The organism is Nocardia wallacei, assembly GCF_029868745.1.
GTDB lineage: Bacteria > Actinomycetota > Actinomycetes > Mycobacteriales > Mycobacteriaceae > Nocardia > Nocardia wallacei_B.
This window is the reverse complement of record NZ_JARWOP010000115.1, coordinates 1-14,229: the sequence shown is the minus strand read 5'-3', so window position 1 is coordinate 14,229 and position 14,229 is coordinate 1. Positions and strand designations below refer to the sequence as shown.

Genomic DNA, 14,229 nt, shown 5'->3' with positions numbered 1-14,229 from the left:
GATGCCGATTTGTCAAGGTACCCAACCTAATTCCGGGGATCAAGACAAACTGGACGTCCTGGAAATCTTCTCTATGTCGGCCGCAGGTTCGCACGCGTCGGCGGAACGGGGAAGACGACCGCACGCCCCCCGGCGATCGAACGCGGTCTCTCCCTCAGGGGCTCAGGCCGGTTCGGTAACGATCGGCGGGGCGCCGGGTCCCAGTCGCAGCGATTCGAGGAACAGCACGATCGTCGCCGCGACGGAACGGTGGGCGACATCGTTGAGCACGTCGTGCCGACCGCCTTGTACGAGACGGACATCGGGGCGTGGCGCCCGCGCGTACACGTCGAGCGCCGCGGCGAGCGGCGTGATGCGGTCGTCGGTGCCGTGCAGGGCGAGCGTCGGGCGATCCGGTGTTCGGAGGGTCACCGTGTCCCACGGCACCGGCGTGGCTATCGCGCCGCGGCCGAACTCCTCGTCCGCCGATATCACGGCCCGGTGCACCGGGCACGCGGTGCGGGCGTCGAGCTCGTCCGCCCAATCGGCGTCCGCCGCGCCGGACGGTCGCAGCACGGATTCCGGGAGTGTGATCGCCGCCAGCACAATACCTTCCACGGGCAGCTCCGCGGCGCACCGCGCCGCGAGCGCGGCGCCGCTGTCCGAGCCGAGCAGGACTCGGGGCGCGGGCAGGGACTCGTCCGCCAGCAGTTCCTCGACGGCGGCGGCGGCGACGTCCTCGAGCCTCACCGGCACATACCGCACCCGGTATCCGTCGGCGGCGAGCCGCCGGCCGAGACGCGCGTACGACGCGGCGGTCTCGCCGCGCCCGGGCAGCAGCACGACGGTGCCGCGCGGCGCGACGCCCTCGGGCTCGTCCCAGGCGCCGGGGGCCGGGTGTGTCCGCACCGCTGTCATTCGGTCGCTCCCTGGGCCCAAGCGGACGTGAACCAGTGCACCGCACCGGTTTCCGGGCGGTAGGACCGTCGCGGGAGGGTCCCGATGTCGGCGCCGTAGACGTGTATTCCGATCACCGGCTCGTCGCCGCCGCAGCGCACCTGGTGCACGTCGTCGTCGGTGGTGCAGCAGACCGTCACCTGGCCGGTGGTCCACGCCGCGGTGCCCGCCTCGACGAGGGGCCCGCCCGCCGCGGTCGGCTTGCGGAATCGGGTCTCGATCTCGGTGCCGCGGTGGATGCCCACGACACCCCATGTTTCGTGGCCGTGCACCGGGGTCCCCTGCCCGACGTTCCACACCGCGGCCGCGATGGAGAAGGTCCCGCCCGGGGCGACGTGCAGCGGATACATGACGTAGTGGTCGGGATCGGGTCGCGTCTTGTCCGGCGGCAGGTCGAGCCCGGCGGCCAGTACGGCGGCGAGGTCGTCGCGGATGGCAGCGGTCAGCGCGCGCTCGTCCGGGATGTCGGCGATCCGCCGCGCGACGGTGTCGGCGAAGGCCGCCAACTCGGGGACATCGGTCTGTACCGGGACGATCGGGGGTCGGGTCATGCCAATTCCTCACTGTGCGATCGAGGCGAGCGGACGCGGCGGCGATAGGCGCTCAGCCGGTCGTGCAGGCCGGGTCTGATCACGGACCGGGCCAGTGCGGCGAGTGCGGCGTCGGCGTCGTGCACCGGCCGCGCCGCGGCCAACAGGGCGGGCCGGGTCGCCGGGTCGATACCGGCCCAGGCGTCGAGGATCGCGGTGAGATCGCCGGGCGTGCCGGTCACCAGTCCCCCGGCGTCCGCGGCGGCGACCGTGCCGCCGCCCAGGAACACCGACGGATCGGTGATGCCGCGCAAGCGGGCCGTCCCGAGGACGACTCCGAAACGCGCCCCGGGGAAGGCGAAGCGAGCGTCCGGTCCGGCGAGCCGGTGATCGCACGCGGCGACCAGGTCCGCGCCTGCCCCGATCGCGCTGCCTTCCACGACGGCCACCGTCAGATACGGCGCGGTGGCCAGCCGCTCGAGTAACAACCCGATCCGCAGGAACCGATGGGCGAGCGACGCATCGGACTCGCGGGACAGCCCGACCAGATCGAACCCGGCGGCGAAGTGCCGTGAATTCCCTTCCAGCACAAGGGCTTCCGGTCGAATTTCCGCCGCCTCGGCGAGCACGTCGTGCAGGCCCTCGACGAGCGCGGGCGACAGCGCGTTGGCCGCCTCGGGACGGTCGAGGCCGACCCGCCACGTGGCGCCGCGATGGACGACGAGAGTCACGCGCCGCACCACTCGTCGAAGACGTCGTCGTCGGCGCCCAGGCGGGGCGCCGCCCGGTCGAGGCGTGCGTCCTGGCCCTCGATCCGCACGGGGAACACGACGGTCGGAGTGGGCCCGGCGACCGGGATGTCGAGCGAACCGACCAATCCGGTGCCGCGCACGTGCTCGCCGGACAGGACGTCGCCGAACGAATTGACCGGGCCGGACGGCACTCCCCGCGCCCGCAGCTCGGTGAGCCAATGGTCGACCTTCTCGGTCACGAACCGGGCCTGCAGGATCGCCGCCAGCTCGGCGCGGTGCGCGACCCGGTCCACCTGGGAAAGGAAACGTGGATCGTCGATCAGTTCGGGCATCCCGACCGCCTCGGCGACCGCGGCCCAGAGCCGATCGTTGCCGGCGGCGACGGTGAAATCACCGTCGGCCGCGGTGAATCCCTGGTACGGCGCGTTGCGGGGATGCGCGGTCCCCAGCCTGGCGGGCTCCTCCCCCGAGCCCCAGAACTCGCTGGTCTGCAATGCCGAGACGCCGATCAGGCAGTCGAGCATCGGGCAGTCCAGCCGCACGGACCGGCCCTCGGCGCGGGCCTGGGGCAGTACGGCGGCGATGCTGTAGGCGGCGTACAGCCCGGCGGTGAAATCGCCGACCGGAACCCCCGCCTTCACCGGACCGCCGCCGGGTTCGCCGGTGACGCTCATCAGCCCCGACATCCCCTGGATGACCACGTCGTACGCGCCGTGGTCGACAAAAGGCCCGGTGCGGCCGTAGCCGGAGATCGAGCAGTAGACGAACCCCGGATGCCGTACCTGGTCGTAGCCGACGCCGAGGCGGTCCAGGACTCCCGGCCGGTAGTTCTCCACGAGTACATCGGCGGCGGCGACCAATTCGCGGACCCGCGCCAGATCATCGGGGTCGCGCAGATCGGCGACCACCGACCGCTTGTTGCGATTGACCGAGGCGAAGTTGTGGCTGAACCGCTCCTCGCCGTCGTCGGCGAAGGGCGGCCACGCGCGCATCTGGTCGCCCGTCGGGGGCTCGACCTTCACGACATCCGCGCCCAGGTCCGCGAGCAGCATCCCCGCGAACGGACCGGCCGCGACGTGGGCGAACTCCACGACGCGCACACCGTGCAACGGCCGCATCGGTTAGACCGCCGCCCGGTCGGAACGACTCGCCTTGCGGTGCGCCAATTCCTGCCGCACCAGTGGCAGCAGATCCCGGCCGTAGTCGATCGCATCCTGGAGCGGGTCGTACCCACGGATCAGCACGGTGTCCACGCCGATCTCGATGTAGTCCAGCAGGGCGGCCGCGACCGTCTCGGGCGAACCGACCAGCGCGGTGGAGTTGCCGCCACCCCCCACCGCCTTCGCGGTCGGGGTCCACAGGCATCGGTCGTGCAGTTCGCCCTTGTCGGCGACGGCCAGCAGCCGCTGCGAACCCGCGTTCTGCGGTTCGGCGCCGCGCGGGTGCAGTTGGTTGGCGCGCAGGTTGTGTGCCGCGCCGGTGGTGATCGTGTCCAGGATGCGGTGTGCCCGTTGCCAGGCGGCGTCGTCGGTGGCCCCGAGGATCGGCCGGAACGACACCGAGATCCGCGGGCTGCGGTCGCGGCCCGCGGCGGCCGCGCGGTCGGTGATGGTGGCGATCTGCTCGGCCGTCTCGCGCAGGGGCTCGCCCCAGAGCATGTAGGTGTCCGCGTGCCGGGCGCCGACGGCGTAGGCCGCCGGGGAACTACCGCCGAAGAACAGTTCGAGATGCCGATCCTCGTAGGGAGGGACGTGCGGGTGGAAACCCTCGAATCGGTAGTAGTCGCCCGCGAAGTCGCGAGGCCCGGTGGTGTCCCACGCCGAGCGCAGGACCCGCAGATATTCGTCGGTCCGCGCATACCGCTCGTCATGGGGCAGATAGTCGCCCTCGCGCCGCTGCTCCGCGGCGGTGCTTCCGGTGACGATGTTGAGGGCCACGCGGCCGCCGGAGAACTGGTCGAGGGTCGTGAACAGGCGCGAGGCCAGCGTGGGGTGCACGACCCCCGGCCGGTGCGCCACGAGGAGACCGAGTCGTTCGGTGTGCGCGGCGACGGCGGCCGCCACCTGAGAGCCCTCGGGCCAGCCGGAGCCGTACCCGATCAGCACGCGGTCGAATCCTCCGTCCTCGTGGGCCCGCGCGAACCGGATCGTGTAGTCGGGGTCGATGGCCGCTCCGTTGCCGGCCCGCGTTTCGGAGGCGTCGGCCGTGCCGATCATGCCCAGGATCTCGACGTCGTCGTATGTCATCGTTCGCCTTTCGCGGGGGTGCCGGTGTGCGTCGGCGGGGTGTGGGGGTCATCGGGTGTCTCGTCGGACCATCGGGCGGCGAGATGGCATGCGGCGGACCAGCGTTCACCGACTTCGCGCAACGGTGGCTGGGTGGCGCAGTCGGCGAACGCGAACCGGCAGCGGTCGGCGAACACGCACCGGTCCGGGTCCGCGGCGCCGGCGGGCTCGCGGTCGACGCGGACGTCGGCGGGCCGGATCGCCGACCGTTCGCCGAGGGTCGGTGCGGACGCGACCAGCAGGGCCGTGTACGGGTGGGCGGGGCGCGTCAGCACCTCATGCAAGGGTCCCTGCTCGACCAGCCGGCTCCGGTAGAACACCGCCACGCGGTCGCCGATGCCGGCCAGCGAGGCGAGGTCGTGGGCGATGATCACGACCGCGACGCCGAGGTCGCGCCGCAATCGGTCGAGGAGGTTCAGTACCAGGTTGCGGTTGGAGACGTCGAGCGCGCTGACCGGCTCGTCGCAGATGAGCAACCGCGGTTCCGTCACGATGGCGCGCGCGAGCGACACTCGCTGGCGCTGGCCTCCCGACAGATCGCCCGGGCGCCGGTCGCGCACCGCCTCGGGCTCCAGCCCGACCTCGCGCAGCGCGCGGTCGGTCCGCTCGCCGCGGGCCGTGGTGTCGAGGCCACCCGCCACCTCGAGCGGCTCGCCGACGAGGCGCGCGACGGTGAGATCGGGGTCGAGCGAGCGCAGCGGATCCTGGAACACCAGCTGAATCCGGCCCTGCCGCCGGAAGTTACGCAGGTCGCGGCCGCGCAGGCCGGTCAGGTCGCGGCCGTCGAACTCGATGGTGCCGCCCGCCGGGACCGTCAGCCCGACGATCGCGCGGGCCAATGTCGTTTTGCCGGAACCGGTTTCGCCGATGATCCCGACGATCTCGCCCGGGTGCACCTCGAGGCTCGCGCCGCGCAACGCGGCGCCGGTGCCGAGCCCCACGCCCCGGCGCGGCACCGCGTAGGTGACGGACAGGTCGGTGATCCGGAGCAGTGGCGCGGTGCTCATGCGGCCACCCGATCCCGGACGCACCGGGCGAGGTGTCCCGGACCGACCTCACGCAACGGGATCACACCGTCGGCGCAGTCGGGCGCGGAGTGTGCGCACCGCGCCGCGAAGCGGCAGCCGGCGATCTCCTCGCCCGCGGCCGGCGGCTGCCCGTCGATCGTCTCCAGCGTGCGCGGCGACCAGTCGCCCGGCGCGGCGACGCGCAACAGGGCCTGCGTGTACGGGTGCCGCGGAGTGCGCAGTACCTGCTCGGTCGGGCCGCTCTCGACGAGTTCGCCCGCGTACATGACCAGCACGCGGTGACTGGTCCGGGCGACCACGGCCAGGTCGTGCGTCACCAGCAGCACACTGAGCCCGTGGCCGCGCCGCAGTCGCTCGAGCAGGTCCAGGATCTCGGCCTGCACCACGGTGTCGAGCGCGGTCGTCACCTCGTCGGCGATCAGCAGTTCGGGGCCGAGGGAGATCGCGACGGCGATGAGCGCCCGCTGCAGCATGCCTCCGGAGAGTTGGAACGGGTACAGGCCGGACACCCGCTCCGCATCGTGAATACCTACCTCGCGCAGGAGTTCTCGGCCGCGGTCGCGGGCGGCCCGGCGAGTGAGGCCCCCACGCACCCGCAACTGCTCCGCGACCTGGTAGCCGATGGTGAGCGACGGGTTGAGGTACGAGCCGGGGTCCTGGAAGACCGCGGCCAGCCGGGTGCCCCGCAGCCGCCGCCAGGTGGCGGGCCGGGCGCTGGTGAGATCGACCGCGGCCGTACCCGAGCCCAAAGTGACTGTGCCACTGGCGATCCCCGCGCCTGGCGGCAGCAACCCGAGAACGGCCCGGCAGGTCAGCGTCTTACCGGACCCCGATTCGCCGACCAGGGCGACGGTCTCTCCCCGCCGGATCTCGAGGGAGACGTCGCGCAGGATCCGCCGGCCGTCGGCGACGTCGGCGTTCAGCCCGTCGACGCGGAGCACCGGGGGCTCGGCGCCGGGGGCCGGATCATCGGGCAGTGACACGGTCGGGCTCCTCGGTGGGGAAGGCGGATTTCGGCACGACGACCGGCAGCGACAGGCCGCGGCCGAGCAGCCGCGCGAACAGTCCGCGCCGCGCGCGGGGCGTCTCGGAGCCCGCCTCGCGCAGGCAGTCGGCCAGGATGTTGAGAGCGCCGACGGTGAGCATCATCGGCACGCCCGGGAACAGCGGCGCCCACGGTTGCAGTTCCAGGTATCCGAGGTCGGAGGCCAGCATGCCGCCCCAGGTCGGAGCCGGCGGCGTGACACCGACGCCGAGGAAGGCGAGCGAGGCGATGACCAGCAGCGCGGCGCCGGTGGCCTGTGCCGCCGCCACGGCGACGTTCGGCAGCACCTTGCTCCACATGTGCGTACGCAGGATCCACCAGGTGGACGCGCCCATCAGCTCGGCGGACTCGACGTACTGGGTCGTGCGCAGGCCGAGTGCGACGGCGCGGCTGATGCGGAAAAAGGTTGGGGCGGAAAGGATCCCGACCGCGATCATGGCCTGGTTCATGCCGTTTCCGAGGGTCGCGGCCACCGCGATCGTGAAAACGGTGAAGGGCAGCACGGTCAGCGTCTCGGCCGCGCGCAGCGCCAGCCACTCGCCGGCCCGCCCCGCCCATACGGACGCGAGTCCGGTGGGCACGCCGAGGCACATCCCGACGAGGACCACCTCCACCGCGCCGAGAACCGAGAGCCGAGTCCCGGCCATCAGGCGACTGAGGACGTCCCGGCCGACGTAGTCGGTGCCCAGCAGGTGATCGGCGCTGGGCCCCTGCAGGATCTCCGGGGATTGGCGGAGCGCGTCGTAGGGCGCCAGCGCGGCGCCGAAGACGGCGAGGAAGATCACCACGGCGAGGATCGCCAGGCAGACCCGGGCACTGGGGATGGAGAGAAGCCTGCGCAGCGTCGTCATCGTCGGCTCCCTGAGGCGGTGCCGCGGCGAGCGGCCGGGTCGAGCAGGATCTGCAGCGCGCCCAGCGCCAGGGTGCCGAGCAGTACGACGCCGGAGGTGACCAGCAGCGTGCCGAGCACGACGGGCACATCGCCGCGCTGGGCGGATTGCAATGCCAGCTGGGCCACCCCGGGCAGGTTGAACAGCTTCTCGGTCATCACCGCGCCACCGATGATCAGCGGCAGCGCGTTGGTCACCACGGCGAGTGTCGGCGCGACGGCGTTGCGTAGCACGTGGCCGAAAAGCACTCGGCCCCTGCTGTATCCGCGCATGCGAGCGCCGATGGCGTAGTTCTGTGCCTGCGCCGTCACCAAGGTGGTGCGCAGCTGGCGCGCGATGTTCGCCGCCACCTCGAGTGCCAGGGCCAGGGCGGGCAGCGTGGCGTAGCGCAGCCACTGCACCGGGTCGATGGCATACGGCGAGTAGCCCCCGGCCGGGAAGACGCGGGCCTGCACCGCCAAAAGCACGATCAGCGCAATGCCGATGACGAAGGGCGGCAGCGTCGCCAGCACCGAGCAGACGACGGTGATGATCCGGTCGACCGGGCCTCCGGGCCTCGCCGCCGCGGCGACTCCGGCCCCGAAGCCGAGGATCAGCGCGAGCAGCAGCGCGTACAGCGCGATCGAGAGATCCACCGGAAACGCGAGCTGAATCGACCGGGAGACGGGCACTGTGGTGAACCACGACCGCCCGAGGTCGCCGTGCAGCGCGTCCCAGATCCAGTCGAGATAGCGCACCACCAGCGGCCGATCGAGCCCGAACTCGTGGTCGAGGCGGGCGATGTCCTCCGGCGTCGCGGTCTCGCCGAGCACCACGGCGGCGGGGTTGTTCTTGCTGAGCGCCCCCAGCACGAAGGTGATCATCGACGCGAGCACGAGCACGGTGGCCGACGTGAGAAGCAGCCGGGCGCACCTGCGAACCGGTGCAGTCGGCAGGCCACGGAATGTGCGACCGGGTGCGACCGGATCGGGTGCCGCCGTCACCGCGGTCATACGGACACCCCTTCCCAGCGGAGCAGACTCGGATGCTGCCGCAGCGGCGCGAGCGACTTACGCCGGACGAGGATGCTCGGGACCTCGTACAGAAAGGTGTTGGGGAATCGGGTGACCGCGAGGCGCGTCGCCTCCTGCAGCGCCGCGGGGTACGACGGGGCGTCGGTCGGGGTCGCGGCGACCTTCGCCAATTGCGCCACCAGCTCCGGGTCGCCGGAGCGCGCCGGGTTCATCAGCCCGGTGGAGCTGAACAGGACCTGGAACGCCTGCACCGGCGACTCCCGGCCCGCGAAGCCGTCGTAGGCGAGGGGTTTGGCGCGGTTGAGGTAGACGATCTGGGTCCATTGCGACTGCGGCACAGGGTCGATGGCGAGGTCGATCCCGATCTCCGCGAGCTGGGCCTGGATCTGCTCCACGGCGGCCGAGATCGGGGCCGGCGCCGACAACGTGGAGCGCACACCGCCGGAGAGGCCGGCCTCCGCGAGAATCTTGCGCGCCCTGGCGGGGTCGTAGGCGAACGCCCGCGCCAGCGCCGCGTTGTGGCCGACATAACCCTGCGGAAAGGGTTGGTAGCCGACATCGCCGATGCCGAAGTTGGCGATCTTCTTGATCGCCTCGCGGTCGATGCCGTACTTCAGCGCCTCGACGACCGCGGGGTTGTCGAAGGGCGGCTTCGACGTGTTGACGTCGAGCACGGCGACATACATCGAGTCGAGCACCTGCACCTCGAGACCACTCGCCTGGGCGGCCCGGATACCCGAGGCCGGAATCTTCGCCACGTCGTACTGCCCCGACGCCACCGAGGCGACGACGGTCGCCGGGTCGGCGGCCGGGTAGAGCAGGAACCGAGTGATCCCGACCTGATCCGCGAGGTGGAAATGCTCGTTCTTCCGCAATTCCGCGTGGTCGTTGTCGACGTAGGAGGTGAGCGTGAACGGCCCCGATCCGGCGGGGCGGGTCGCGAGGGCATGGGCGTCCTTCTCGAAGACCGCGGGGTTGACCACCATGCCCGTCTTCCCGGCGAGCAGCAGCGGGTACTGATAGTTGGTCCCGGTCAGGTCGATCACGACATCCCGATCCCCTTGCGCCGTAACCCTTCTCAGGTCGGCGATCTGCGGAGCGATGAGCGAGCCCGGCGCGGAACGCCCGCGTTCGATGGACTTGGCCACCGCCGCCGCGTCCAGCGGCGACCCGTCGGAGAACCGCAGCCCCGGGCGGAGAGTGAACGTGACCTGGGTGCCGTCGTGGTTGTAGGCCCACCGCTCGGCGAGCCAGCCGACCGCGTTGCCGTCGCCGTCGAGCGCGGTCAGGGCGTCGTAGGCGAGGGCGAGCATCGTGACGTCGGAACCGGCGGAGGAGGTCACGGGGTCCCAGGTGGTCGGCAGCTGCCAGGCCCACGAGACGGTGCCCGGGCCGCCGCCACCGACGGATCCGGCGCCCGCGTCGCTGCAGGCCCCGAGGGCGAAGAGGGCGCCGGCACCGAGGCCGAGCCGGAGCATCGCCCGGCGGCTGACGGTGACGGGAGCGGTGCGGTCGGTCCGCTGAACGCTGAGAGACATGGGCGGGCTGGTTCCTTCTCGCGGCAAATATCCGGCCCGGTCAGACGACCGCGCTGTACCGGTTCGGCGGGATCGGCAGGCCGAGGTGGCCGCGCAGGGTCTCCGAGGTGTACTCGGTGCGAAACACCCCGCGCTCCTGCAGGATCGGCACGACCTCCGCGACGATCCGGCGGAAGTTGGCGGGGTGGTCGACGGCGATGTTGAACCCGTCGCACGCCCGCGCCTGCCACCATTCGATGAGCTTGTCCGCGACCGTCGCCGGGGAGCCGACGAACTCGCTCTTGCGCCGCTCGCGGGTGGCCTCCACCGTCTGCCGCAGCGTCCATCCGTTGCGCTGGGCGCGCTCGGTGATCGCCTTGGCCTGCGTATAGAAGGAGCGCTCGCCGTATGCCAGCGCTTCGGCGGGAAACGGCGCGTCGAGGTCGTAGCCGGTGAAATCGTGCCATCCGAACGGCCGCCCGAACTCCTCGAGCGCCGCGGTGAACGTGTGGTCGGCGGCGTGGTTCGCGGCCTCGATCTCCCGTGCCTCCGCGTCGGTGTCCCCGACCACGATCTGGACGCCGGGCAGGATCAGTACATGGTCGGGATCGCGGCCGAATCGCCGTGTCGCCCTGTCCTTGATGTCGTTGTAGAACGCCTGACCGGCGGGGATGTCGGCGGCGTGGGTGAAGATGCCCTCGCCGACGCATGCCCCGAGGTCTCGGCCCTGGTCGGAGTCGCCCGCCTGGAAGATCACGGGGTGTCCCTGCTGCGAGCGGACCAGGTTGAGCGGGCCCTGCACCCGGAAGAAGGCACCGTCGTGGTCGAGCCGATGCTGCTTGCTGCGGTCGAGGAATCGCCCGGTCGCCCGGTCGCGCACGAAGGCGTCGTCCTCGTACGAATCCCACAGTGCCCGAGCCAGTTCGACATACTCGCGCGCTCGTCCGTACCGCGTGTCGTAGTCGTAGTGCTCGTCGAGCCCGTAGTTGCGCGCGGTGCCCGCGTCACCGGTCGTGACGACGTTCCACCCCGCGCGGCCGCGCGAGATGAGGTCGAGCGACCCGAACCTGCGCGTCAGGTTGAACGGGCTGTTGAAACTCGTTGTCGCCGTGCCGACCAGGCCGATCCGGGCGGTCTGCACCGCCAGCGCGCTCAGCAGGGTCAACGGCTCCAGGCGGTTGAGGTAGTGCGGCGGCGAGAACGGGGTGATGAACTGGCTGTCGACGATGAACACCAGATCGAACAGGCCGCTCTCCGCCAGTCGCGCGACCTCGGTGAACCAGTCGATGTTCACGCTCGCGTCGCCGGGGATGTCCGGATCCAGCCAGAGAGTATGACTGCCCGGACCACCCGTTCCATAGGGAACGGCACCCAGATGAATCTGCCGTCTGCTTCGCACGCCGCTCCATCCCATTGATATCCCGCATCATCGAAATTACGGGAATTCTCACGGACCATCCAACGAGCATCCATGATGAGAACCATCATGATTCGTAATGAGAGTGCATAATTGTCGGCATCATGCAAAAGAATCTCGACATTGCTCCGTTACGAAGCTTCGTCGCCATCGCGGATTGTGGCGGCTTCCAGCGCGCGGCGACACATCTGCATTTGACCCAGGGAGCGGTCAGCCAGCACGTGCGCCGACTCGAGGATGCGGTCGGCCGGCAGCTGGTGCGGCGCCACGGCCGCGGCTCGCGGTTCACGGCCGACGGCGACGAACTCCTCGCCGTGGCCCGGCGGATCCTCGACCTGCACGATCAAGCGCTGCGCAGCTTCGGCGCGGAGGCCGCGGGCACCCTCACGATCGGGTCGACCGAGCACGCGGCCGCGCGGCTGTTGCCGGCCCTGGCGACCGCGCTCGAGCATGCGTTGCCGCAGTTCTCGGTGCGGTTCCGGATCGACCGCGGCGGCGCCCTCCGCGACGGCCTGGCGAGCCGCCGGCTCGACCTCGCCTTGCTGCTGAACAGCGACGATCCCAGCGCGATCCGCGTCGGAGAACTCGAGTTGACCTGGTATTCCGCTCCGGGCTGGCAGCTCCCGCCCCGGCCGGAGCCCGTGCCGATCGTCGCGTTCGACAGTCCCTGCGCACTGCGCACCCGCGCGTTGGAAACCCTGTCCGGGCTCGCGCTGCCGGCATCGATCCGCGCCGAGGCGCCGCAGCTGAGCGGCGTGCACGCGGCGGTCGCGACAGGCGTGGGAGTAGCGCTGCTCGCCACGCTCGGGCAGACGCCGGAGGGCCTCGTTCCGCGCCCGGACCTTCCCGCCGCACAGCCGTTGCACCTTTCTGTCGGCGTTCGACCGGGCCTGCCGACGACGACCGCGAAAATAGCGGCGGACGCACTGCGCCCACTGCTCTCACCGCATCTGCGACTGGCCGCGGGAGCGTAAATTCCGGCGCACCGCCACCGATGAAATCACGATGATTCGAATAAGGCCTCACCGCGTACGAGGATTCCGCGGCTCGAGCTATTCATTGCAATCATCGCGATTTTATTTATTCGCCGGGGAAACTACCCCTGCGCTATCCCCTGGCTGATTTCCGGCTCCGCCAGTACGCCCATTGCCCGATCGAGGAGTTCGGACAGCGGGGTGTCCCCCGCCCCCTGCTCGCCCGACGCCGACGGGCACGCGGTGCTGGACGCCTCGCTCACGGGCGCTTTCTACTGCACGCGAAACGTGCTGCCGCACATGCGATCACGCGGTTACGCGGTTACGCGGTTACGGCCAGATCGTGTCGTTCTCCTCGATGAAGCGCCGGGCCTCATCGATACACCCATGCTGGCCTCGATGAACACCGCGGCCCGCGACAAGTTGATCGCCAAAGTGCCCCAACGCAAGACCGGGCAGCCCCGCGACATCGCCGAGGCGGCCGCCTATCTGTGCTCACCGGCCGCGGGATATGTCAGCGGAGTGGTCCTCGATGTCGACGGTGGCCTGGGCATCGGTTCCTCGATCCGCTGACAGCACCCGCGGCGGCATCGGATCACCGGTCCGGCTCCCGGATCCCGAGTAGCCGAAGGGCGAAAGCCGCGTATTCCGTGGCGATTTGCTCTGGCGTGACGGGACCGTCGAGCCGAAACCATTGCGGCAGTGCGGTACACATGGTCGCGATGGCGCGGCCCGCGACGCGGGCGTGCTCGGCGGGCATGCCTTCCTCGGCGAGCGCGGCATCGATATCCTCGTCGAGCAGATACTGAATCTCGTTGCGGGCCGCGGTGATCCGGCGTCGATTCGCGGGGGCCAGGCCCCGCATCTCGCTGGCGCCGATGAAGGCCAGTTCGCGGCGGTGGGTGTGGAACAGGGCCAGCGCTTCCACCACCTGCCACACCCGCGCGCGACCGGTGCCCGCCTCGCCGCGGGCGGCGCGAACCCGCCAGTGCAACTCGTCCATCGTCAACTCCAGCACCCGCACCAGCAGCTCCTGCTTGTCCCGGTAGTGGTGATAGACGCCGGGCACGCTCATCCCGGCACGCTGCGCGATCGAGCGCATGGTGGCGCCGTGGTACCCGATCTCGGTGAACGCGCCGATCGCGGCGGCCAGGACCGGGTCGATCTCGAGCGGGGGAAACCGCCGCCAGTCGCCCACCACGTCACCGCCGGTATCGCGGGGAATGCCAGGTGCGCGGCGTCGTTGGGGAGCACTGGTCGTGGACGGCTGCCACGCACCGATCAGCCAGGGCACCGTGGTGCCGAGTTCCGCGGCCACTACGCGCAGCCGCGGAATCGACACGCCGGTCTTGCCGTTCTCGACCGCGCTCAGGGTCGCCGGGCTGACACCGATGCGCTGCGCGGCGGCGCGCAACGAGAGCCCCGACGCCGTCCTGGCGTGCCGCACCCGGGCTCCCAGCGCCTGTCGATCACGCTCAGCGTTGTCCATTTGTTCAGAATACCTGAACACCACGTGTCGGGATAAATGGTGATTTGACAGTACTTATCACCGCATGCTTGTCTGCATAACAGTCGAATGCCGAGCGATCGTTCGGCGACTGCGAACGAGGAGTGGTCCGTGGCGATCGATCTGACACTTCCGCCCGAGGTGCACACACTGACCGAACGCACCCGCGAGTTCATCCGCGAACAGGTGCTGCCGCTCGAAGACGCCCACGCCGGCGATATCGCCGCCGCGGGCGGTGACACGTTCCGGATCGAACTGCAGCGGGCCGCGCGCGCCGCCGGGGGGGTTGCGCCGCCCCCCGCCCACGAAAACGGCGGCCCCGGGGGGGGCGTGTG

The 14,229-nt window shown here is 70.8% G+C and carries 15 protein-coding genes and 1 pseudogene; 3 read left to right on the top strand and 13 right to left on the bottom strand.

What is annotated here, in order from left to right:
- Nucleotides 1-162: 162 nt before the first annotated feature.
- Genes QH470_RS08795 through QH470_RS08745 form a run of 11 tightly spaced genes read right to left on the bottom strand, consistent with a single transcriptional unit; the run spans nucleotide 163 to nucleotide 11,395 of the window.
- Nucleotides 163-897: an alpha/beta hydrolase gene (locus QH470_RS08795; RefSeq protein WP_280271781.1), complete on the bottom strand. Its 735-nt coding sequence runs from the start codon at nucleotides 895-897 to the stop codon at nucleotides 163-165.
- The gene (locus tag QH470_RS08790) at nucleotides 894-1,487 is read right to left on the bottom strand and encodes a cysteine dioxygenase family protein (RefSeq protein WP_280271780.1); all 594 of its coding nucleotides are present in this window, start codon (nucleotides 1,485-1,487) and stop codon (nucleotides 894-896) included. Before QH470_RS08790 ends, QH470_RS08795 begins: the two co-directional genes overlap by 4 nt.
- Entirely contained in the window at nucleotides 1,484-2,197 is a 714-nt protein-coding gene (locus tag QH470_RS08785; protein WP_280271779.1) for an enoyl-CoA hydratase/isomerase family protein, read from the bottom strand. Before QH470_RS08785 ends, QH470_RS08790 begins: the two co-directional genes overlap by 4 nt.
- Nucleotides 2,194-3,336 (bottom strand): CaiB/BaiF CoA transferase family protein, encoded by a 1,143-nt coding sequence (locus tag QH470_RS08780; RefSeq protein ID WP_280271778.1) that lies wholly within the window; start codon nucleotides 3,334-3,336, stop codon nucleotides 2,194-2,196. Before QH470_RS08780 ends, QH470_RS08785 begins: the two co-directional genes overlap by 4 nt.
- Nucleotides 3,337-3,339: 3 nt before the next feature.
- Nucleotides 3,340-4,464 (bottom strand): LLM class flavin-dependent oxidoreductase, encoded by a 1,125-nt coding sequence (locus QH470_RS08775; RefSeq protein WP_280271777.1) that lies wholly within the window; start codon nucleotides 4,462-4,464, stop codon nucleotides 3,340-3,342.
- The gene (locus QH470_RS08770) at nucleotides 4,461-5,510 is read right to left on the bottom strand and encodes an ABC transporter ATP-binding protein (protein WP_280271776.1); all 1,050 of its coding nucleotides are present in this window, start codon (nucleotides 5,508-5,510) and stop codon (nucleotides 4,461-4,463) included. Before QH470_RS08770 ends, QH470_RS08775 begins: the two co-directional genes overlap by 4 nt.
- Nucleotides 5,507-6,514 carry an ABC transporter ATP-binding protein gene (locus tag QH470_RS08765; RefSeq protein ID WP_280271775.1) on the bottom strand — a complete coding sequence of 336 codons (1,008 nt, stop codon included), beginning with the start codon at nucleotides 6,512-6,514 and terminating at the stop codon, nucleotides 5,507-5,509. Before QH470_RS08765 ends, QH470_RS08770 begins: the two co-directional genes overlap by 4 nt.
- Nucleotides 6,498-7,427: an ABC transporter permease gene (locus QH470_RS08760; protein ID WP_280271774.1), complete on the bottom strand. Its 930-nt coding sequence runs from the start codon at nucleotides 7,425-7,427 to the stop codon at nucleotides 6,498-6,500. The genes QH470_RS08765 and QH470_RS08760 overlap by 17 nt, the downstream gene beginning before the upstream one ends.
- Entirely contained in the window at nucleotides 7,424-8,458 is a 1,035-nt protein-coding gene (locus QH470_RS08755) for an ABC transporter permease (protein ID WP_280271773.1), read from the bottom strand. The genes QH470_RS08760 and QH470_RS08755 overlap by 4 nt, the downstream gene beginning before the upstream one ends.
- A complete protein-coding gene (locus QH470_RS08750; RefSeq protein WP_280271772.1) occupies nucleotides 8,455-10,017 on the bottom strand; it encodes an ABC transporter substrate-binding protein in 1,563 nt (520 codons plus the stop codon). The genes QH470_RS08755 and QH470_RS08750 overlap by 4 nt, the downstream gene beginning before the upstream one ends.
- A gap of 40 nt (nucleotides 10,018-10,057) precedes the next feature.
- Nucleotides 10,058-11,395: an LLM class flavin-dependent oxidoreductase gene (locus QH470_RS08745; protein WP_280271771.1), complete on the bottom strand. Its 1,338-nt coding sequence runs from the start codon at nucleotides 11,393-11,395 to the stop codon at nucleotides 10,058-10,060.
- A gap of 122 nt (nucleotides 11,396-11,517) precedes the next feature.
- Between QH470_RS08745 and QH470_RS08740 the strand changes: the two genes are divergently transcribed.
- Nucleotides 11,518-12,387, top strand: coding sequence for a LysR family transcriptional regulator (locus QH470_RS08740; RefSeq protein ID WP_280271770.1), 870 nt, complete (start codon nucleotides 11,518-11,520; stop codon nucleotides 12,385-12,387).
- A gap of 122 nt (nucleotides 12,388-12,509) precedes the next feature.
- Here the strand turns inward: QH470_RS08740 and QH470_RS08735 are convergent, their stop codons facing one another.
- Complete coding sequence (locus tag QH470_RS08735; RefSeq protein WP_280271796.1) at nucleotides 12,510-12,650, bottom strand: hypothetical protein; 141 nt, start codon at nucleotides 12,648-12,650, stop codon at nucleotides 12,510-12,512.
- Between the two features lie 37 nt (nucleotides 12,651-12,687).
- Here QH470_RS08735 and QH470_RS08730 point away from each other — a divergent pair, with 37 nt between their 5' ends.
- A complete protein-coding gene (locus QH470_RS08730; protein WP_280271794.1) occupies nucleotides 12,688-12,960 on the top strand; it encodes an SDR family oxidoreductase in 273 nt (90 codons plus the stop codon).
- A gap of 22 nt (nucleotides 12,961-12,982) precedes the next feature.
- Here QH470_RS08730 and QH470_RS08725 read toward each other — a convergent pair whose 3' ends face one another.
- Nucleotides 12,983-13,876 (bottom strand): TetR-type transcription factor C-terminal domain-containing protein, encoded by an 894-nt coding sequence (locus tag QH470_RS08725; RefSeq protein ID WP_280271769.1) that lies wholly within the window; start codon nucleotides 13,874-13,876, stop codon nucleotides 12,983-12,985.
- 129 nt (nucleotides 13,877-14,005) lie between these two features.
- Between QH470_RS08725 and QH470_RS08720 the strand changes: the two are divergent.
- Nucleotides 14,006-14,229: pseudogene (locus QH470_RS08720) on the top strand (acyl-CoA dehydrogenase family protein); the annotation flags it as partial.